This is a genomic window from Bacillus sp. FSL R5-0560, from assembly GCF_037966305.1.
GTDB lineage: Bacteria > Bacillota > Bacilli > Bacillales > Bacillaceae > Bacillus > Bacillus mojavensis.
The window spans coordinates 1,633,958-1,653,592 of the sequence record NZ_CP150195.1 but is presented as its reverse complement, the minus strand read 5'-3'; the positions used below and the strand labels follow the sequence as shown (position 1 = coordinate 1,653,592).

The following is a 19,635-nucleotide window of genomic DNA, read 5'->3' as shown; positions in this document are numbered from 1 at the left end:
CAGCCCTTTGTAAATGTTTAGATGCGGCATGTACCGAAACCCGTCAGAACAAGATCCCTAATTGGCTCCGGCCGTCTGTCAGTCTCCTCATCAAAAAAGAGCTGGACAGCAACTCGTTGCAGCCTTTTTTGGTCCCGACGTCACTCACAGTATCCATCGAGAAAGGTTCATCTGAGTCTTTGCAGAAACAATAAACAGCCGCGGTACCTGTGGCCCGCGGCTGATCTATCAGCGTTTAATAAAGTTTTGAGTGTAATACTTCCGGTCTACACCGACGCCAAGATGCGTGTAATCTGAATTTAGAAGCGCTTTTCGATGGCCTTCACTATTCAGCCAGCCTTCTACAGCAGCCGGACCGTCCACATAATTGTACGCGATATTTTCTCCCGCTTGCTCAAAGTCGACATCACCTTTTTCCAAGCGGTCCTTCAGCGTGCCGTATTTCTTCGATACATGGGAGAAATAGTTGTTTTCTTTCATATCCTCACTGTGGCCAAAAGCCACTTCGGCCGTTGGCTGATCCCACTCAAGCTTAGCTAACCCATGTTTGACACGAATGACATTGGTCAAATCGAGTATTTGCTTTTCACTCGTTGATTGGATCTCATTCCACTTATCTTCCGTAACGGTTTTCGGTTCTACTAACTCACCGCGGTACACTACCTCATAAGGTCTTTGCTTAACAAAGGTTTGCGCATCAAACGCCCTAATGCTGGATAGCTTCCCTTCAAATTTGTCCATATACAGCTGGACGTACATCTTCCCTACTTTTACAGTCGGTCTGGTGTTAATGTCCTCTTCAGAAAACTCAAACCGATAGGAATTTCCTTTATATTCTACATTTACAAACGGAGCCACCTGGGTTGTCTTAAATACTTCTCCCGTTGACTCACCGATTTTGAAGGGCTTTGCGTTAATATCATTTCCCGCCGCAAATAATGTGACCACTTTATTGTTCAGCATCCCGATTTGCACATATTGGTCTTTTCCCTGATTGTAAACCCACCATTCGTAATCATAAGCCGAGGGGTCAATACGTTCCGGTTCCCCAAGTTTTTTCTTTACATCGTCGTCGGATTTGCCCATAAAGGACAATAATCCTGAAGTCGGCATATGTATTCGTTTGCCGCTTGCCGCTTCCTCGTTAGAGACTTGAGGCTCGCTGTCATTTGATTTTTTTTCAGGAACAGCCCCATATTGAATAAACAGAACATAAGTTCCGCAAATGATCAAGAGGATAACCATGGCTCTTAATATATTTTTCAATCTATCACCCCCGTGATGTGAATTGCATGTCTTGCCTTATTTCTCATTACAATACAGCCTATTTAACATGTCAAAGATTTATGTGTTAATGCAAAAAGCCTTGCTCTCTGTTTTCGTCCTCTGAAATATCTGATAAAGCACTGCCGGCACGTTCATTTGTTTGTTCAGATAAGGAAAGATCGCCAAGCGTGACCATACCAGTCAGCTTGTTGTTTTTGGTTACAGGTATCCGTCTGAGCTGATGGGATGCCATTAAATGAAGTACCTCATCAACTGGCGCGTCCTCTTCGACACTGACAGGTTTTTCGGTCATAGCGTCAGTGATTTTTTGGGAGTTGGGCCTTTTTGAGGCGATGCCTCTTAACACTAGATCACGATCAGTTACGATGCCGACCAGTGTTTCTCCATCCTCATCAACTACCGGAATGGCTCCTACATCCGCGTCTTTCATCTTTACCGCAGCTTCATATACATTATCTAATACCGTGCAATATTGCAAGTCAGCTGTCATCAGATCTTTTATTTTTGTCATCCGTAAAACCTCCTTTTATCTAGTGATATTTTCGTCAAATTTTCATTTTTGCATACTTTCAAAAGAAGAAGATTCATTGAAAGTTTAACGCTTTCATACTATGATTGTCAGGAAAGGTAATTTTTATAAGGAGGGGTCAGTGTTGAAGTTTACTGATAGCGGACTTGAAGGGGTAAAGGCTGAGCTCAGCCTCTTGGACGATTTGATGGAAAGCAAGGGACTCATCAGAGCCGGTCAATGGGATTATGAAAGAGTGACCTATGACAGAAAGTTTTCGACGATTGAGGGAACGTTTTACCTGCGGATTCAAGGCAATGCAACAGAGGGCGATGTCGGAAGCGGCCGCGCCGTTATTCAATTAATGCCCCCTCTATTAGGAAAACACTATTACCCGCACGGAGTGGAATACGGAGAAACAGAAGAGTTCCCAGTGCAGGTTGTGACCAAAAGTAAGGCACTCATCCAGGACATCTCCGACATGCTGAAAACCGTTCAAATGTAATAAAAAAGGTACAGCTAATTGCCGCTGTACCTTTTATGATATCGTCTGCTGAATATAAGGCGGCTCCTCCTGTCCATCCTTTTCCCTTTCCTTCTTCACCCATTGAAAAAAGACTATCGCCAAAAAAGCGCCGTATACAATTTCCTGAATAATTTTCATCATAACTGCCCCGAGCTGCTGATCCTCTAACAAAGGAAGTGTATTAAACATTTCCGGTCCTGTTAACGGAACCTGTCCCAGCATATCCGCAGGAACACAAAGCTTCATGGCTTCCGCCCAGGCAGACGGATCTGTATAGGTGGCATATAACGGCGTTCCGCTAAACATGATCAGGGCGCAAGCAGGCGTCAGCAGTATACCGTCCGCCATAATATAGCCCAGCTTCATCAAGCCGCTGAGCTGCGGAAGCCGAGCCACCTTATGGACGAGCGGCCACCACATAAAAAATGCTAACACGAAAATGAGCCAAGTCATTACCGTATGGTAAAGCGTATCCGTTTTGACAGTGTCAAATATTAGCGGCACATGATAAAGAGAAAAAATGCCGTTAAATAAAAGCAATGCAATTAAGGGTGTTGAGAAAAAAGTAAAAAACGGCTTAATAGCAGGCTGAAAAATCATTTTTTCCCAGGCCCATGCAGGAATTCCTGCGATTAATAAAGGCGGAACCACTAAATACAAAACAGCCATCTGCACCATATGGGCGCTGAACATAATATGTCCGAGCAGATCAATCGGGCTTCCTTCGGCTGCATATAAAAACAGCATTGCCGACAGAAAACAGGCCATTTCTTTACCCGTAAGACGGTCAGGCTTTGAAGACATCCATCTGTAAAAAAAGATGTAAAGCACCGTGATGCCTAAAAGGATACAAAAAAGATAAGGGCTCCACATAGCGCGAAACCCAAACACGTCTAACTGATTCATTTCTTCACCTCCGGCGGCTGCTCAAATTACCACCATATAATTGTAACAAACGCAAGCACCGTAATGAACGCGACAAACATACCTGAATACAGAAACAATGCCGGCGCTTCATGCCCTTTCTGATTCATATGCATGAAGTAATACAGCTGAAATATCACTTGAATAGCCGCAAGCAGTATTATGAAAGGAATCGTAAACCAGCTGCCGATGCCGTCTGTTGCCACAGTCAGAAACGCAACGAGCGTAAGGCCAATCATCAGGCCAAAAGACATGACTTGATATTTCATCTCCTGAGCATGCTTCTTTTTCTTATATTCAAGGTCGCCGCTGATATGTCCTCTGCTTTTTTTATCGACCATGTTTATCCCACCATCCCCATTAAATATACAACGGTAAAGATAAAGACCCACACGACATCAATAAAATGCCAGTAAAGACTGGCCACGTAAAACTTAGGCGCTGTATATAAGCTCAAGCCCCTCTTTGCATTGCGAATCATCAGCGCGCTGATCCACAAGAGGCCAAACGCCACGTGCGCACCATGTGTGCCGACAAGCGTATAAAACGATGAGCCAAGCGCCGAGCTTGTGATGGTAAAGCCAAACTCATGTGTGTAATGCTTAAATTCATAAATCTCCAAGCCTAAAAATCCCGCCCCCAATAACAAGGTAATCCCCAGCCAGAGCTGCATTTTCCCGAATGAAAAGTTTTTCATATGATACATCGCATATACACTCGTTAAACTGCTCGTTAATAAGAGCATTGTGGCGATAAAAACGAGTGTGACATCAAACATTTCTGTCGTAGGCGGGTCACCGGCGTTTGAATTCCGGAGTGCAAGAAAAGTGGCGAAGAGAGACGCGAACAAAACAGTCTCTCCCCCAAGAAAAAGCCAAAAACCTAAAAATTTATTTTTCCCTTCCAGTGTTGCTTTTTCGGGAGAAGCTGGAAAGGTCTCTGCGGTGAATTTTTCTTCAATTTGCATTACGCCTTCACCCCTTTATCATCGTTCGGCAGTTCCTCTTTGTGAATATGATAACCGTGATCATCAATCAATGAACGGAGCAGCATTGTAAAAAATGTGATGCCAAGTCCGATAAAGATCACCGGCAGACCCCAAGCGTGCTCGGTTCTATACAAGAGACCAAAGGCAGCGACAAAGAGGCCGAAGGAAATGATCAGCGGCAGAATTGAACCGTTTGGCATATGGATATCTTCAACCGGTTCAGCCGGTGTCATTGATTTGTGTCCCGCCTGCTTCTCAATCCACAGCGGGTCAAGCCCTCTGACAAATGGAAGCTGTTTAAAATTATATTCTGGCGGCGGTGACGAAACAGCCCATTCAAGCGTACGCCCGTCATGCCATGGATCATCTCCGACATATTCGCCCTTCACCGAGGTCCAGATGACATTGACAAGCAGGAGGATAACGGCTGCTGCCATAAAAAACGCCCCGATTGTGCTGATCAAGTTGCCGGTTTCAAGCCCCTGGCCTGGCAAGAAGGTATACACTCGGCGCGGCATGCCCATTAAACCGACAAAGTGCTGGATGAAAAAAGTAAGATGGAAGCCGATAAAAAACAAGACAAATGATATTTTCCCCATTGTTTCATGCAGAATTTTACCGAACATTTTCGGCCACCAGAAATGAACACCGGCTAATAGCCCGAATACCACTCCGCCTATAATGACATAGTGAAAGTGCGCCACAACAAAATACGTATCATGGAACTGGTAATCAGCAGCTGCTGCCGCCAGCATGACACCTGTCACACCACCAAGCACAAAGGACGGGATAAATGAGACGGCATACAGCATGGCTGTGGTATATTTCACATTTCCTCCCCAAATCGTCAGCAGCCAGTTAAAAATTTTAATCCCGGTCGGAATAGCGATTGCCATTGTAGCAACTGCAAAGATTGCGTTCGCAATCGGTCCGAGGCCTGTCGTAAACATGTGGTGCACCCAAACCATAAAGCCAAGAAAACCGATAAGCACGATCGCAAAAACCATTGAAGAATATCCAAACAAACGCTTTCTGGAAAACACCGGGATGACCTCTGAGAAAATGCCGAAAGCAGGCAAAATCAGAATATAAACCTCCGGATGTCCGAATATCCAAAATAAATGTTCCCAAATAATCGTGTTACCGCCAAGCTCAGGATTAAAGAAATTTGTGCCGAACAGCCGATCCAGCATCATAAGAGCCAAGCCAACCGTTAGCGGCGGAAACGCAAACAAAATCAATGCCGACGCCACAAATGTCGTCCATGTAAACAAAGGCAGCCTCATGTACGTCATGCCGGGAGCCCTCATGTTAATAATCGTGGCCAAAAAGTTAATCCCGGCTATCAGCGTCCCCAGTCCGGATATTTGGAGTCCAAGGACGAAAAAGTCTATGCCGTGCCCTTTGGAATGAAGCGAAAGCGAGGCATATGACGTCCAGCCCGCATCTGGCGCTCCTCCCAAAAACCAGCTTAAGTTTAAGAAAATGCCCCCGAAGAAGAAGAGCCAAAAACCAAGCGAGTTTAAAAATGGAAACGAAACATCCCGCGCTCCGATCTGCAATGGAACAACCGCATTCATCAAAGCAAATAAAAGCGGCATCGCAGCCAAAAAGATCATTGTCGTCCCGTGCATCGTCATCACTTCATTGTACGCTTGAGCACTGAGAAAAGCATTTTCCGGCTTTGCAAGCTGGATTCTGATAAACATCGCTTCAATTCCCCCGACAAGAAAGAAGAATCCTCCTGCGATTAAGTAAAGTATTGCAATTTTTTTGTGGTCCACCGTCGTCAAATAATCCCAAAGCATAGATCCGCGCGTCCGCTTTTCTGTAAGCGCATTCAACATATGTGACCTCCCCCAATATCTCCCTTTCTTCCCTACTTGCTTTCTGCTTTCAAGCCTTTTAAGTATTCATAAAGCGCGTCCATTTCACTGTCTGAAAGCTTCGGATATGTTCCTGTCATTTTGTTCCCCGGCTTTATGCTCTCAGGGTCTTTCAGCCAGGCTTTCACATTTTCTTCATTGGCATCCTTTACCCCTGCCACTTTTGTCCTTTCACCGAAAGTCGCCAGATTTGGTGCCGTTCTTGCTGCCTCCGCACGCTTATCATTCGGCTCCACTGCATGACAGCTCAGGCAGTTTTTCTCTTTGAACAGCTCTTCCCCCTGCTTAGCCAAATCATTTTCTGCTGTCGTCTTATAGTTTTTCATATCTTTTGTCCATGCCTGAAACTCTTTCGCAGAAAGGGCCTTTACTTTAAAATCCATGAGTGCGTGTGAAGGCCCGCAAAGCTCAGCACACTTTCCAAAGAACGTATCTCCCGCCTCTTTGCTGCGTTTTGAATCGAACGTTAAGAAGAACGTATTTTCGTTATCAGTATTGGTATCAATTTTTCCTCCAGCTGAAGGAATCCAGAAAGAATGTTTTACATCAGAGGCTTTTAAACTGAAATAAACCCGCTGGTCTGTCGGTACGATCAGCTCCTGGCTTGTGATAATGCCATAATCAGGATATTCAAACTCCCACCAATATAAATTCGCTCTGACATTGACAACGAGAGCATCCTCGGCTTTGCGGTTTTTCTTATCCATAGGTGATGTATCTGCGAGTTCAAGCGTATATAATACGACAGGGATAACAAGAATGATGAGCAGCAAAATAGGGATTACTGTCCATGTGATTTCTAAAAATTTATTCCCTTCCACTTGTTTTGGTATCGTGTTTTCCCCAACCCGTGACCTTCTGAATCTTACAATCACGTAAAAGAAGATAACAGATACGACTGCTACGACAACAACCATAATCAATGTACTGAGCACTGTCAGGTCATACTGTTTATCAGCCACCTCGCCAGCAGGCTTGAGCGTGGATAAAAAAGGTTTTCCACATCCGCTTAACAGAAGCGGCACCAAGGCTAATAATAAGATAAGACGCCAATGCTTTACCATTTCACCCAACCCCTTTTCTGGTCAATACAGCGGCGGAAAATAGATTGATTCCATCGCAATCCGGCCGCCTCCCAATAAAGCACTTACATTTCCTCTTCTCTTAAATTATGAGTTTTTTTACTCAAAATGCCATCTATGTATAAAAGTAAAGCCGCCTGATTAAACAAAAGGTCAAGGCGGCATTCACTAGTTGTCATCGGTTATTTTGAAGCGATAAAACAAGCAATGTATCTATTTTTTAGAAAAGCGTAAAGACAACCATTGCAACGAAATAGATTGTCATGTAATTCAGTGAGTAAACGAACATCATCGTCGCCCACTTCATGATATTTTTTGAACGGAAACCCATCAACCCAAGAATCAGCCAGCCGATATTTAACAGCAATCCGAGAATCACAATCGGTAGACCTAGGCTTCCTAAAAAGAATGGAAGCGGCATCAGGCACGCAACCCATACAATAATTTGTCTTTTCGTCACTTCAAATCCATATACGACTGGAAGCATTGGAATATTCGCGGCTCTGTAGTCCTCAGTTTTCTTAATGGCAAGCGATAAGAAGTGAGGAATCTGCCAAATGAATAAAATCATAAATAATACCCATGCCACGACGCCGATATTTCCTTCTACTGCCGTCCATCCAATCAGAGGCGGCACTGCTCCGGAAACACTCCCTACTACTGTGTTAATCGTATAGCGGCGTTTCGTCCACATTGTGTACAGGACAACATAAGTAAATACTCCGATAAAACCAATAACAGCAGCCATCACAGTGGTCATCAGCAGCATGATCAATCCTAAAGCAACAAGCAAAATTCCAGACCATAAAGCCTGATTCGGCTGAATTTTACCCGTAACCGTCGGTCTTACTTTTGTACGCTCCATGATATGATCAATGTCCCGGTCATACCAGTTATTGATCGCACAGGAGCCCGCAATAATCAATGATGATCCAAATAAAGTAAGAAGAACGGTGTTTATATTGCCTAAAAAGCTTAAACCGGAAATATGAAAAGCAAGCCACATTCCAGTAAAAGTTGTGATGAGATTAGAATTTACGATCCCTATTTTAATGAGGGACAGAAAATCTTTCCATGCCGTTGTTTCTTCAATTTGTCCGTCTATAGCTGTATCATTTAAGATTCTGGAGTTAGCCATAACGTAAACCTCCCTTACAAACCTAACGCAGGTTCATAATAACCTGCAACTCTATCATACAAGATAACAACTTGTAAAAAAACATCCTATTAAATATTAAACGAGAAACAGGAATTTATTTGTGAACTTTTTATGAATTTTACCAGAGAAAAAGGCAATCGCCAATTCGCCAATGCGTTTACCTTATTTCTATCAGACCCGGCATGAATAATCAAGTATACATTTCCAGAAGTCGTAATTCTATTATATTTTTGTGAACAAAGGGCTCTAAGAATTGCCACAAAACACATATTCGCTTACACTTGGTACGTATAAAAAATTGCAGCAGTTTGTTAAGAAGGTGGATATTGTATGAATAAAGCATTAAAAGCTCTCGGTGTTTTGACTACATTTGTGATGCTTATTGTTTTAATCGGGGGAGCCCTCGTTACAAAAACAGGTTCCGGCCAAGGATGCGGCAGACAGTGGCCGCTGTGCCACGGGCGCTTCTTCCCTGAACTGAATCCCGCTTCTATTATTGAATGGAGCCACAGATTCGCAAGCGGCATCTCAATTATTCTTGTATTAAGCCTTGCCTTTTGGTCATGGAGAAAAATCACACCTGTTTTCCGTGAGACAACGTTTCTTGCCATCATGTCCATTATCTTTTTGTTTCTCCAGGCACTGCTTGGCGCGTTAGCTGTTGTATTCGGTTCAAACGCGCTTATTATGGCGCTTCATTTTGGGATTTCACTGATTTCCTTTGCGTCTGTTCTAATATTAACATTGCTTATATTTGAAGCTGATAAATCAGCCAGAAAACTTGTCAAACCGCTTCAAATCGGCAAGAAAATGCAATTTCACATGATAGGTATTTTGATATATTCCTATATCGTTGTGTATACTGGCGCATACGTAAGACATACAGAATCCAGTCTGGCGTGTCCTGATGTGCCGCTGTGCAGCAGGCTGAACAATGGACTTCCGACCCAATTTCACGAATGGGTGCAAATGGGGCACAGAGCTGCAGCCTTGCTCCTGTTTGTATGGATCATCGTTGCCGCTGTTCATGCGATTACTTCCTATAAAGAACAAAAGCAAATCTTTTGGGGCTGGATTTCGTGTCTTATTTTTATCATGTTACAGGCACTGTCCGGCATTATGATCGTATATTCTGAACTGGCGCTGGGCTTTGCGCTTGCGCACTCATTTTTTATTGCATGCCTGTTTGGGGTTTTATGCTACTTCTTATTATTGATTGCACGCTTTCGTTACGAATCAAAACGGGCATAAGACACAGGACCAAAGCTCTTATACGCTTTGGTCTTTTTTATCCTTCCAACTTGATGATTAATATAAGGTTTGGAACATCTCGACCGATGATGAATGCTAAACGCGCTGTTCAGTCGATGTTTAGGACAGGATTTTAATTAAAATAACTTTGTCCATTCATTCTTACCAGAAAAGAAGCCATCATCATACGAAGCTTATTAAGCATCCCTCCTTGTTCAGCTTGTCTCATTCCTGCACCTGTGAGCAGACAACCAATGCGTCCTTTACACACGTTTGAATCAGCCCCCGATTTGCTGCACTTTCCTGTCTTCATATCTCGTTCTTCACTAAAAAAGAGTGTATATCAGCTGATATACACTCTTTTTGATTATGCTTTTTCAATTTCGAGAAGCAGATCTCCCGTTTGGATCGGCTCTCCATTTTTCACATGAATCTGTTTGATTGTTCCGGAGAATGGCGCCTGAACCGTTGTTTCCATTTTCATGGCTTCGTTGATCATCAAATGATCACCTTTATTGACTTTGGCACCCGCTTCTGTCAGTACCTTGATGACAGTTCCAGGCATAGAAGCCGCAATATGATTTGGATTTGTACGGTCTGCTTTTAATCTTTCCTGAACGGAAGACTTAATGCTTTCGTCCTTTATGACCACTTCGCGCGGCTGGCCGTTCAGTTCGAAATAGATCACGCGAGTTGCATCCGGCCGAGGTTCACCGATTGAAATCAGTTTGACGATCAGCGTTTTCCCGCGTTCAATTTCCACTTCTATTTCTTCTCCTAATGTCATGCCATAGAAGAAGGTCGGAGTATCTAATACTGAAATATTCCCATAGCTTTCAGCAGTTTTCACATAATCGGAGAAGACTTTAGGATAAAGGGCGTACGCCACAGCATCCTGGTCTGAAATCTCTAGGTTATACTGCTCTTTAAACTCCTGTTTGATCGCTTCAAAGGATACCGGCTCAAGCAGTTCTCCCGGTCTGACTGTGATCGGCTCCTGCCCTTTTAAAATGAGCTTTTGAAGCTTTTCCGGGAATCCGCCATGAGGCTGTCCAATATTTCCTTTGAAAAGCTCAATAACAGAATCAGGGAAATCTAATGATTCGCCTTTTTCGTAAATGTCCTTTTCAGTTAGGTTATTTTGCACCATGTACAGCGCCATATCCCCGACTACTTTAGAAGAAGGCGTAACCTTCACGATATCACCGAACATATCATTTACTCGTCTGTACATCTCTTTGACTTCATTCCAGCGATCGCCCAGGCCTACTCCTTTCGCCTGCTGCTGCAGGTTGCTGTATTGGCCACCAGGCATTTCATGCTCATAAATTTCAGTATGCGGAGACTTCATCCCGCTTTCAAATTCACTATAATATTTGCGAACTGATTCCCAATACTGGGATAGTAATTCCACGCCTTGCACGTTCATTTCCGGACGGCGGGAGTTTCCTTCCATCGCATGATAAAATCCGCTCGCACTAGGCTGTGATGTTAAGCCAGCCATTGAGCTGACTGCCACGTCTACGATATCAACGCCTGCTTCTACTGCTTTTGCATACATATAAATTCCGTTACCGCTCGTATCATGCGTATGTAAGTGAACCGGAATATTGATCGTTTCTTTCAACGCAGACACCAGCTCATATGCGGCTTGCGGTTTTAACAGACCTGCCATATCTTTAATACCGAGAATATGGGCCCCTGCAGCCTCAAGCTCCTTCGCCATAGATGTATAATAAGCAAGATCATATTTTGTACGGGTTTTATCGAGAATATCACCTGTGTAACAAATTGCCGCTTCAGCCACTTTACCTGAATCCCGAACGGCATCAATTGCTAACGTCATCCCTTTTACCCAGTTTAAGCTGTCGAAAATACGGAAAACATCAATGCCGGATTGAGCGGATTGCTTTACAAATTCTTTAATTACATTATCTGGATAATTCGTATAGCCGACAGCGTTTGAGGAACGAAGCAGCATCTGGAACAGCGTGTTCGGCACTTCCTTGCGGAGGTCCTCCAAACGCTTCCATGGATCTTCCTTCAGGAAACGGTAAGCTACATCGAAGGTCGCGCCTCCCCACATTTCCATGCTGAACAGCTCCGGCCATAACGCAGCCGTCGGATTAGCGATTTTTTTCAAATCATGCGATCTGAATCTAGTCGCCAGTAAAGACTGATGGGCATCTCGGAATGTTGTATCAGTTAATAGAACAGATTTCTGTTCCTTAACCCAATTTACAAGCCCTTCAGCGCCTTTTTCATCTAGAATTTGTTTTGTTCCTCTTGCAGGCTGCTGGTCGACGTCTACTTTGATAGCTAACGGTTTGTCAAACGCCGGTTTCTCTTTTTTGCCGATTCCAGGGAAACCATTCACTGTTACATTTCCAATGTAAGTAAGCATTTTTGTTCCGCGGTCTTTCTGTTTAGGAAAATTAAACAACTCAGGCGTTGTATCAATGAAAGACGTATCATATCGCCCTGTCAGAAACTTTTCATGCTTTGCGACATTTTCAAGGAACGGAATGTTTGTTTTAATTCCTCTGATTCTAAACTCCTGAAGGTTTCGAACCATTTTGGCCGCCGCCTGTTCAAACGTTAAAGCCCAAGTTGATAGCTTAACGAGCAGTGAATCGTAATATGGCGTAATAACGGCGCCTTGGAAGCTGTTTCCTGTATCAAGACGAACACCAAAGCCTCCGCCCGAGCGGTAAGCCATGATTTTCCCTGTGTCAGGCATAAAATCATTTTGCGGATCCTCAGTCGTTACCCGTGACTGAATCGCATAGCCGATTGTAAAAATGTCCTTCTGCTCCGGAATGTTGACTTTTTTGCTGTGAAGGCTGTGGCCTTGGGCAACAAGGATCTGTGTCTGCACAATATCAACACCGGTAATCATTTCCGTAATTGTATGCTCAACTTGAACACGCGGATTTACTTCTATAAAATAAAACTCGTTGTTTGCGACAAGGAATTCAACCGTACCAGCATTTATATAGTTCACGTTTTTAGCAAGCGCAACCGCCGCTTCACAAATTTGATCTCTCAATTCAGTTGACAGCGAAACGCTCGGCGCTACTTCAATCACCTTTTGGTGGCGTCTTTGAACAGAACAGTCCCGTTCAAAAAGATGAATCACGTTGCCCTGATTGTCTCCAATCACCTGAACCTCAATATGCTTAGGGTTTTCAATCAGTTTCTCTACATATACTTCATCATTGCCAAAGGCTGCTTTTGCCTCTGATTTCGCACGTTCATATGCTTCTTTGACTTCACTTTCACTTCTGACAATTCTCATGCCGCGTCCGCCGCCGCCAAGCGAAGCTTTAATAATAATCGGATAACCGTGAATTTGTCCGAATTGTTCGACTGCTTCAAGCGTTTCTGCAGGGCCGTCGCTTCCTGGAATAACAGGAATTCCTGCTTTTTCCGCCTGTTCACGCGCTTTTACCTTATCACCAAACATATCTAAATGTTCAGAAGTCGGACCGATGAACACGATGCCTTCTTCTTCACAGCGCCTTGCAAAATGTATATTTTCAGATAAGAAACCATATCCCGGATGGATCGCATCCACCTTGTTTCTTTTCGCAATATCAATAATACCTTCAATATCCAGGTAGGCGTCAATTGGTTTTTTCCCTTCGCCCACCAGGTACGCTTCATCTGCTTTGTAACGATGATAGGAACCGGAATCTTCTTTTGAATAAACCGCAACTGTACGAATATTCAATTCTGTACAAGCACGGAATATACGGATTGCAATTTCTCCCCTGTTTGCTACTAACACTTTTTGTATCGATTGCTGTGACAAACTTTTTTCCCCCTTACCCGAATGGAATATAATCTATCATATCGGAATACCCTTTACGTGTACACACTTGTTTTTTACAGATAAACAGTTTTTTCAAGCTGTTTCTTTTTCATTCCCTTTGGCGCCAAGGACTCTCTCTTCTTCTTATTCTCTGAATATTTCACAAACATGCTGATATTGATTAATATCCCCATACTTCCCAATAAAAGCAGTAAAGAAGAGCCTCCGTAGCTGATGAATGGCAGCGTAACACCCGTAATCGGGATGAGCCCGCTGACACCGCCAAGGTTAATAAACGATTGTACGGCAATCATGCTTGAAATGCCGATTGCCAGAAGACTTCCAAACGGGTCATCGCATTTTCTCGCAATATAGAAACCTTTTAATACGATAAAGCCCAACAGGAAAACAACAAACAATACCCCAAAAATGCCGAGTTCTTCAGCAATCACGGCCATGATAAAGTCAGTATGTGACTCAGGAAGATACCCGTATTTCTGGATACTTTCTCCGAGCCCAAGACCGAAAATACCTCCCGACCCAATCGCATAATAAGAATTGATCACTTGCAAACCTGATGTATTCGCATATTTAAACGGATCTTCCAGACTCTCAAAACGAGCTAAACGCTTTTCTGTTAAAATGTTATCTATATTAAAATAAATAATTGGACTGACCAGAATTAAGACAATTCCACCCAGCAAAACAAGCCTTACCAGCGTCTTCCCGCTGAAACCCGAGCACAAGATCATACACGTAGCGATGATGGCGATAATCATCGCTGTACCAAAGTCAGGCTGCATAGCAATTAAACCGCAGATAATAACCGTCATCACCACAGGAGGCGCAACTCCTGTTAACAGGTGATCAATATAGCTTTGTTTTTTTGCATAGACAGCTGCTAGATATAAAATCACTACCAGCTTGACAAATTCACCCGGCTGAATACTCATTCCGCCGATTTTAAACCAGCTTTGCGCATTTCCGGCAACATGCCCGAATACAAACAGTGAGATAAGCGCAAACACTGAAACAAGCAGCATCACCTTTTGAAATTTTTGATGAGCCAGTGCTTTGTAAGGAAACACGGCCATAACAATAAAAAGGATGCCTCCTGCGATTAAAGCAAACAGCTGACGCATGAAGAAATAATTACTGCTTACCCCATACCGAGAAACAGCCGTAATCATACTTGAGCTGTATACCATCACTAAACCGAATCCGCATAGTAAAACAATTGCGAATATCAGTGAGTAGTCATAAGATTTTAGCATTTTTTTTAACATAACATCCTCTTCCCTGCTTCCAACTTCCATTACCTATGGTTTTTATGTATTTATATTTTTTATTTTACTACAATTTATCAAATGACACGAAGATTCTCTATACGATTCGGATGAAATGCACAAAAAGAGACCGTCATTATACGGTGAAAAAGCAAGCGGTTATAAAAAAACCCAAACTGTTAATTAGTTTGAGTTTTATCATTTATTTACCTGTAAACGCGTCGTGCAAAGCAGACAATTCGCGTTCTAATGTGTATAAAAGGTCTTTTCCATCTTTTTCGTCAACCAATCCCAGGCGGACAGCAAAATCGATTTCCCTCGAAAGTCCGAACATTTGAGTATCTAATACCTCTTCATATAGAGGACATTGAGGCATCGTTAAGTTATCCATTTGTACTCGGATCAGCTTCAAAATCTTCTCAGCGTCAACTTTCAGTAGCTCAAAAGCTTTTTGCCGATGGTCAACTATCATCTCTGAAGCCAAAAGTATCCCTCCGTTCCCCAGGCGAGTACCTAATTCTTCTATTTATCATAAAGGGTATCAGCAGAAAATGCAAGAGGATTTAAACAGATGACATAAATTAAAAAATACTCAGCCTATACGTTTCAGACATTATTTTCAAAAGCTTTACACCTGCAATGCTGTTCCCTTTTTCATCCAAAGCCGGGCCGAAAATGCCGATCCCAAAATCATAGGGTGAAATGCCCATAATCCCTCCTGATACGCCGCTTTTCGCAGGAATTCCGACCTTAATCGCGAATTCTCCGCTTGCATTATACATTCCGCAGGTGACCATAAACGTCTTGCAAATTCTTGCGACATCTTTTGAAATGACTTGTTCTCCTGTTTCTGGATGCCTGCCGTTAAGCGCAAACACTGCCCCAATTTTCGCTAAATCAAGACTGTTCATCTCAATCGCACATTGCTTCGTATATAAATCCATTACTGCTTCAACATCATCCTCAAAAATCCCATACTGCTTCATATAATAACACATTGCCCGATTAATCATTGATGTGCTGTATTCAGACTCAGCTACGTCCTGGCAGTAGGTGATGTCTTGGTTGTTTGTCAGTTTCCTGATAAAAGAAAGCAGATAATCGAGTCTCTCTTTAGACGTTTGTCCTTTAATCAAGCTGGTTACAACCAGTGCTCCGGCATTTATCATAGGATTTAGCGGCTTGCTCGGATTCATGGTTTCAAGCTTAATAATTGAATTAAACGGATCACCGGTCGGCTCCTGGCCGACATAACTGAAGACTCTGTCCTTGCCGTATTCCATTAACACAAGGGCAAGTGAGAGCACTTTCGATATACTTTGAAGGGTAAATGTTTTCTCTACGTCACCCGCTGACAGACAAGTATTATTGGAATAATAAATCGCTACTGAGAGATCGTGCTGATCAGCTTTTGCTAAAGCGGGAATGTAGCTGGCCACCTCTCCCTTGTCTGTCACCTTTTTTGCTTCTTTCACTAACGCTTCCAGTTCGTCATTATGCCGGCATACCATGCGACCACCCTCGCTCCCTGAGCATCTCAATACACATAATTTGTTACACAAAGTGACAATTCATGCGAAAACTTTTATAATTTTGAGAGAAGGGGGTTATACCATGAGCGTTATACAAGTAAAAGGCAATGTTACATATCCAATTACGATTGATCCGAGCGTATGGATTTTTGATGATCGTAAATTTTCATTTGACCGTAAAGGGGACGGCCAAGAAATCAATTTACATTCGGCTGAGAATGAATCTGGCCTGGATACTGAACGTGTTATTAGAGAAGGACAGATTGCGCCGCCTACATTAAAGACGGAAAAACAATTTGAGAAACAGAAATTAATGAACGGCAGCTTCGCAATGAAATTGGGAAGTGTGCTGAAAAATGCCGAGCCGCTCAGCTCTGCATCACAATGCGTATTTATTACAAGTTCCGGTAAAGCCGCCGTTCCTCTTGATACCGCGCTGAACAGTATTGTCCATTTCAGCCAGGCAGGCAAGCCGATTCAGGAAGGCGGCCCGGTTCATATTTATTTTGAAGATCCAGTTGATCACGTACAGCCAATCACCAATATAATAGAGATTGAAATCATTTAAATCATCACAGCAAGTCAGCGGCAAGCTGGGCAAGCCCGGATCTCTCACCTTTTAAAAGCTTCACGCTGCCTGAGATGGGTTGTCCTTTAAATCGCTCAACGACATATGCCAGACCATTATTCAGACTGTCTAAATATGGGTGATCAATTTGTTCAGGATCGCCCATTAAGACAATTTTACTGCCTTCGCCCACTCTTGTAAGAAGTGTTTTCACTTCATGCCTGGTCAAATTTTGCGCCTCATCAATAATAATAAATTGATCGGGAATGCTTCTCCCTCTGATATAAGTCAGCGCCTCTACTTGGATCGAACCGATCCCTGCCAAAATCGCCTCGAGCTCTCCCGGTTTCTTGGCATTAAACAGAAACTCCAAGTTATCAAAAATCGGCTGCATCCAAGGCTTTAGCTTCTCCTCTTTTTCACCCGGCAAGTATCCGATATCCTTGCCCACAGGTACAATCGGCCTTGCCACGACCAGCTTTTTATATATCCCTAAATCTTCTGTCTGTAATAGCCCCGCTGCCAAAGCAAGCAATGTTTTCCCGGTTCCGGCTTTTCCGATCAGCGTCACCAGCGGAATATCTTCTCGCAGCAAAAGCTCTAACGCCATGGTCTGCTGGACATTCCTCGGTCTGATTCCCCAAACGTGTTCATCATCAAACACAAGCCTTTTTAAGACCTTACCCGTTTTATCCGCAATACCGACAGCTGAGGACGATCCTCCTAATTCATCCTTCATTAACGCGAACTGGTTTGGGTAAAAAGCATGCTGCTTTATATCCTGAACTGAAATTTGATTTTTTCCGTAAAAAGAGCTAAATAACTGCTGGTTAATATATAAATCCTTATAACCGCTGTACATCTCATCATTGTCCACAACACGGTCATTTAAGAAATCTTCAGCAAGAAGGCCGATGGCATCCGCTTTGACTCTGACTAATACATCCTTGCTAACAAGGATCACAGGCCTGCCGTTTTCCTTCGTCTCTTCTTCGAGGCTTAAGTTTTTAGCAACGGCTAATATACGATTATCATTCGTTTTTTCGATAAAAATTTCTTGAAGCTGGTGAAAGGAACGGTGGTTTAATTCAATTCTGAGCGTTCCTCCCGTATCAAGCGGAACCTTCTCATGCAGTCTCCCCTTCAGTCTTAGCGCGTCTATCAGCTTAGATACGTGCCTCGCATTCCTCCCAACTTCGTCCATATATCGTTTCTTTGAATCAACCTCTTCTAAAACGACAGCAGGGATGACAACTTCATTTTCTTCAAAAGAAAAAATAGCGTTAGGATCCTGTAATAACACATTCGTATCTAACACATAAATTTTACTCAAGTCTCAGCCTCCTGATATAAGGGTCAAAGTTCTTCCTGCTTCTTTTACGATGAAAAAGGTGAACGCCTGCTAAAATATATGTTTTTGTGAATAAAGATAGAAGGTTAATTCAACAATAAAATTAATGAATGCATTTCAAGGAGGGAAACCGCAAGTGCGAATTCTTTTCATTATCATACAGCTCACACTCATTTTGTCCGCCTGCGCTGTTCAACAGGGAAGACAGGAGCAAAATATTGAAAAAGAATCAACAAGACAGCAGGAAACAAAACCGATTCACGTAAAGGACACATCTCAGGAAACAAAAGACAATGGAACTAGAACCGATATTGCCAAGCATCTTGTCGGCATTGCTGAAAAAGTGCCAGATGTCAAGGATGCAACAGCTGTTGTGCTCGGGGGATATGCTGTAGTAGGAATTGACGTTGACGATAATCTGGATAGAAGTAAAGTCGAAACCATTAAATACTCTGTGGCACAGGCTTTAAAAAATGATCGGCACGGAGCCAATGCAGTCGTGGTTGCTGATCCTGATACCGTCAGCCGCCTCAATGAAATGGGAAGAGAGATCAGTGAAGGCCGCCCTGTTACGGGGATTTTAGATGAACTGGCCGCAATTGTCGGACGGGTGCTTCCGGAAGTGCCTAACGATGTGATTGACGATGAAGATGAACCGCAAACCAAGCAGCAAAACGATCAATTAAACGAAAAGCAAGAGAAGGAAATGGAAACGGAACAAAACGATCAATCTGATCATCATATGAAAAAGAACAATAATGATTAAGCTATAGCCCTTGGGCTTTAGCTTTTTCTTATTTTGGACAGCATCTGATCCATGATATAATACATAGTAGAGTGAAAGAGGTGATATGATGAGGGTCCAATGTTCTATTTGTGATAAAATTGAAACAATTGATGATGAAACCCTGATCGCGAAACGGCTGAGAAACCGTCCGATCCATACATATATGTGCCAGGAATGCCATGAACGAATTGCCAAAAAAACAGAAGAACGGCTGAAAACCGGAAAGTTCACGTTTCACCCGGGACAGCAGAAGAAAGAAAAAGTTAAAAAATAAAGCGGCAGCTATTCATACAGAATAAAAAAAGACTCAGCGAGATGCTGAGTCTTTTTTTATGATTTTGCCGACTGTTCCTTTTTCGACTGATACAGCCGAATTTTGTAAATGATTAAAATCAATGCAGCGACGACCAATCCCTCTGCCACAGGCAAAAATACACCGAGAAAAGTCAAAACAGTGCAGCCTAAAGCCAGAAATAAGTACACCACTGCCGATTTTAATACCGGAAGCCGTTTGGCAAATCCAAGTTTAAACACAATAACAGCTAAAACAAAAATGGTGCCGTATAGCAGCCACATGCCTGCTGCGGGCTGCCGGTCCACTTGATATAGAGCGGCGAAGAACGACAGGCGTTCGCTTACGTCATTCAAAAAGATTCCCTCCCCTGTAGCGTACGGGTTCTATCTTT

19 protein-coding genes are annotated in these 19,635 nt (G+C 43.1%); 5 read left to right on the top strand and 14 right to left on the bottom strand.

The genetic code is table 11. The features are described from left to right. Positions 1-228: 228 nt before the first annotated feature. Positions 229-1,266 (bottom strand): CAP domain-containing protein, encoded by a 1,038-nt coding sequence (locus tag NST56_RS08580; RefSeq protein ID WP_010334137.1) that lies wholly within the window; start codon positions 1,264-1,266, stop codon positions 229-231. A gap of 85 nt (positions 1,267-1,351) precedes the next feature. After that, a complete protein-coding gene (locus NST56_RS08575) occupies positions 1,352-1,798 on the bottom strand; it encodes a CBS domain-containing protein (RefSeq protein WP_268449724.1) in 447 nt (148 codons plus the stop codon). Positions 1,799-1,937: 139 nt separating this feature from the next. Between NST56_RS08575 and NST56_RS08570 the strand changes: the two genes are divergently transcribed. Further along, positions 1,938-2,300, top strand: coding sequence for a YugN family protein (locus NST56_RS08570; RefSeq protein WP_081720783.1), 363 nt, complete (start codon positions 1,938-1,940; stop codon positions 2,298-2,300). 33 nt (positions 2,301-2,333) lie between these two features. On the opposite strand, the gene ctaG is transcribed toward NST56_RS08570, so the two are convergent. The 6 genes from ctaG to cyoE all read right to left on the bottom strand — a co-directional run bounded on the left by ctaG (position 2,334) and on the right by cyoE (position 8,339). After that, complete coding sequence (gene ctaG, locus NST56_RS08565; protein ID WP_339181330.1) at positions 2,334-3,227, bottom strand: cytochrome c oxidase assembly factor CtaG; 894 nt, start codon at positions 3,225-3,227, stop codon at positions 2,334-2,336. A gap of 26 nt (positions 3,228-3,253) precedes the next feature. Further along, positions 3,254-3,586 (bottom strand): cytochrome c oxidase subunit IVB, encoded by a 333-nt coding sequence (ctaF, locus tag NST56_RS08560; protein ID WP_010334133.1) that lies wholly within the window; start codon positions 3,584-3,586, stop codon positions 3,254-3,256. Between the two features lie 2 nt (positions 3,587-3,588). Further along, on the bottom strand, positions 3,589-4,212 hold the full coding sequence (ctaE, locus tag NST56_RS08555; RefSeq protein WP_059352864.1) for a cytochrome c oxidase subunit III: 624 nt from the start codon (positions 4,210-4,212) through the stop codon (positions 3,589-3,591). After that, positions 4,212-6,080, bottom strand: a complete 1,869-nt coding sequence (ctaD, locus tag NST56_RS08550; RefSeq protein ID WP_026014704.1) for a cytochrome c oxidase subunit I — start codon at positions 6,078-6,080, stop codon at positions 4,212-4,214. The genes ctaE and ctaD overlap by 1 nt, the downstream gene beginning before the upstream one ends. A gap of 32 nt (positions 6,081-6,112) precedes the next feature. Then, positions 6,113-7,183: a cytochrome c oxidase subunit II gene (gene coxB, locus NST56_RS08545; RefSeq protein WP_010334130.1), complete on the bottom strand. Its 1,071-nt coding sequence runs from the start codon at positions 7,181-7,183 to the stop codon at positions 6,113-6,115. A 238-nt stretch (positions 7,184-7,421) separates the two neighbouring features. After that, a complete protein-coding gene (cyoE, locus tag NST56_RS08540) occupies positions 7,422-8,339 on the bottom strand; it encodes a heme o synthase (protein WP_010334129.1) in 918 nt (305 codons plus the stop codon). Between the two features lie 351 nt (positions 8,340-8,690). On the opposite strand from cyoE, the gene ctaA reads away from it, so the two are divergent. Next, entirely contained in the window at positions 8,691-9,611 is a 921-nt protein-coding gene (gene ctaA / locus NST56_RS08535) for a heme A synthase CtaA (protein ID WP_339181325.1), read from the top strand. 367 nt (positions 9,612-9,978) lie between these two features. Here the strand turns inward: ctaA and pyc are convergent, their stop codons facing one another. The 4 genes from pyc to glsA form a co-directional block, all read right to left on the bottom strand. Further along, positions 9,979-13,425, bottom strand: coding sequence for a pyruvate carboxylase (gene pyc, locus NST56_RS08530; protein ID WP_010334126.1), 3,447 nt, complete (start codon positions 13,423-13,425; stop codon positions 9,979-9,981). 74 nt (positions 13,426-13,499) lie between these two features. Beyond that, positions 13,500-14,711 carry an FtsW/RodA/SpoVE family cell cycle protein gene (locus NST56_RS08525; RefSeq protein ID WP_339181323.1) on the bottom strand — a complete coding sequence of 404 codons (1,212 nt, stop codon included), beginning with the start codon at positions 14,709-14,711 and terminating at the stop codon, positions 13,500-13,502. Between the two features lie 202 nt (positions 14,712-14,913). After that, positions 14,914-15,195 (bottom strand): YlaN family protein, encoded by a 282-nt coding sequence (locus NST56_RS08520; protein WP_003221339.1) that lies wholly within the window; start codon positions 15,193-15,195, stop codon positions 14,914-14,916. Positions 15,196-15,292: 97 nt separating this feature from the next. After that, positions 15,293-16,222 (bottom strand): glutaminase A, encoded by a 930-nt coding sequence (gene glsA / locus NST56_RS08515; protein WP_010334124.1) that lies wholly within the window; start codon positions 16,220-16,222, stop codon positions 15,293-15,295. A 103-nt stretch (positions 16,223-16,325) separates the two neighbouring features. Between glsA and NST56_RS08510 the strand changes: the two genes are divergently transcribed. Beyond that, the gene (locus NST56_RS08510; RefSeq protein ID WP_168747717.1) at positions 16,326-16,811 is read left to right on the top strand and encodes a peptidyl-prolyl cis-trans isomerase; all 486 of its coding nucleotides are present in this window, start codon (positions 16,326-16,328) and stop codon (positions 16,809-16,811) included. Positions 16,812-16,815: 4 nt separating this feature from the next. Here NST56_RS08510 and NST56_RS08505 read toward each other — a convergent pair whose 3' ends face one another. Further along, the gene (locus NST56_RS08505) at positions 16,816-18,144 is read right to left on the bottom strand and encodes a PhoH family protein (RefSeq protein WP_268446285.1); all 1,329 of its coding nucleotides are present in this window, start codon (positions 18,142-18,144) and stop codon (positions 16,816-16,818) included. 154 nt (positions 18,145-18,298) lie between these two features. Here NST56_RS08505 and NST56_RS08500 point away from each other — a divergent pair, with 154 nt between their 5' ends. Beyond that, positions 18,299-18,928, top strand: a complete 630-nt coding sequence (locus NST56_RS08500; RefSeq protein ID WP_339181319.1) for a YhcN/YlaJ family sporulation lipoprotein — start codon at positions 18,299-18,301, stop codon at positions 18,926-18,928. Positions 18,929-19,013: 85 nt separating this feature from the next. Next, positions 19,014-19,223, top strand: a complete 210-nt coding sequence (locus NST56_RS08495) for a YlaI family protein (RefSeq protein WP_339181316.1) — start codon at positions 19,014-19,016, stop codon at positions 19,221-19,223. Positions 19,224-19,279: 56 nt separating this feature from the next. Here the strand turns inward: NST56_RS08495 and NST56_RS08490 are convergent, their stop codons facing one another. After that, the gene (locus NST56_RS08490) at positions 19,280-19,597 is read right to left on the bottom strand and encodes a YlaH-like family protein (protein ID WP_024121276.1); all 318 of its coding nucleotides are present in this window, start codon (positions 19,595-19,597) and stop codon (positions 19,280-19,282) included. Between the last annotated feature and the right edge of the window lie 38 nt (positions 19,598-19,635).

What these genes read in the sequence shown, in the direction of transcription:
- NST56_RS08575 (WP_268449724.1), bottom strand. Translation starts at nt 1,798, where the DNA reads ATGACAAAAATAAAAGATCTGATGACAGCTGACTTGCAATATTGCACG.
- ctaG (WP_339181330.1), bottom strand. Translation starts at nt 3,227, where the DNA reads ATGAATCAGTTAGACGTGTTTGGGTTTCGCGCTATGTGGAGCCCTTAT.
- ctaF (WP_010334133.1), bottom strand. Translation starts at nt 3,586, where the DNA reads ATGGTCGATAAAAAAAGCAGAGGACATATCAGCGGCGACCTTGAATAT.
- ctaE (WP_059352864.1), bottom strand. Translation starts at nt 4,212, where the DNA reads ATGCAAATTGAAGAAAAATTCACCGCAGAGACCTTTCCAGCTTCTCCC.
- ctaD (WP_026014704.1), bottom strand. Translation starts at nt 6,080, where the DNA reads ATGTTGAATGCGCTTACAGAAAAGCGGACGCGCGGATCTATGCTTTGG.
- coxB (WP_010334130.1), bottom strand. Translation starts at nt 7,183, where the DNA reads ATGGTAAAGCATTGGCGTCTTATCTTATTATTAGCCTTGGTGCCGCTT.
- cyoE (WP_010334129.1), bottom strand. Translation starts at nt 8,339, where the DNA reads ATGGCTAACTCCAGAATCTTAAATGATACAGCTATAGACGGACAAATT.
- ctaA (WP_339181325.1), top strand. Translation starts at nt 8,691, where the DNA reads ATGAATAAAGCATTAAAAGCTCTCGGTGTTTTGACTACATTTGTGATG.
- NST56_RS08525 (WP_339181323.1), bottom strand. Translation starts at nt 14,711, where the DNA reads ATGTTAAAAAAAATGCTAAAATCTTATGACTACTCACTGATATTCGCA.
- glsA (WP_010334124.1), bottom strand. Translation starts at nt 16,222, where the DNA reads ATGGTATGCCGGCATAATGACGAACTGGAAGCGTTAGTGAAAGAAGCA.
- NST56_RS08510 (WP_168747717.1), top strand. Translation starts at nt 16,326, where the DNA reads ATGAGCGTTATACAAGTAAAAGGCAATGTTACATATCCAATTACGATT.
- NST56_RS08495 (WP_339181316.1), top strand. Translation starts at nt 19,014, where the DNA reads ATGATGAGGGTCCAATGTTCTATTTGTGATAAAATTGAAACAATTGAT.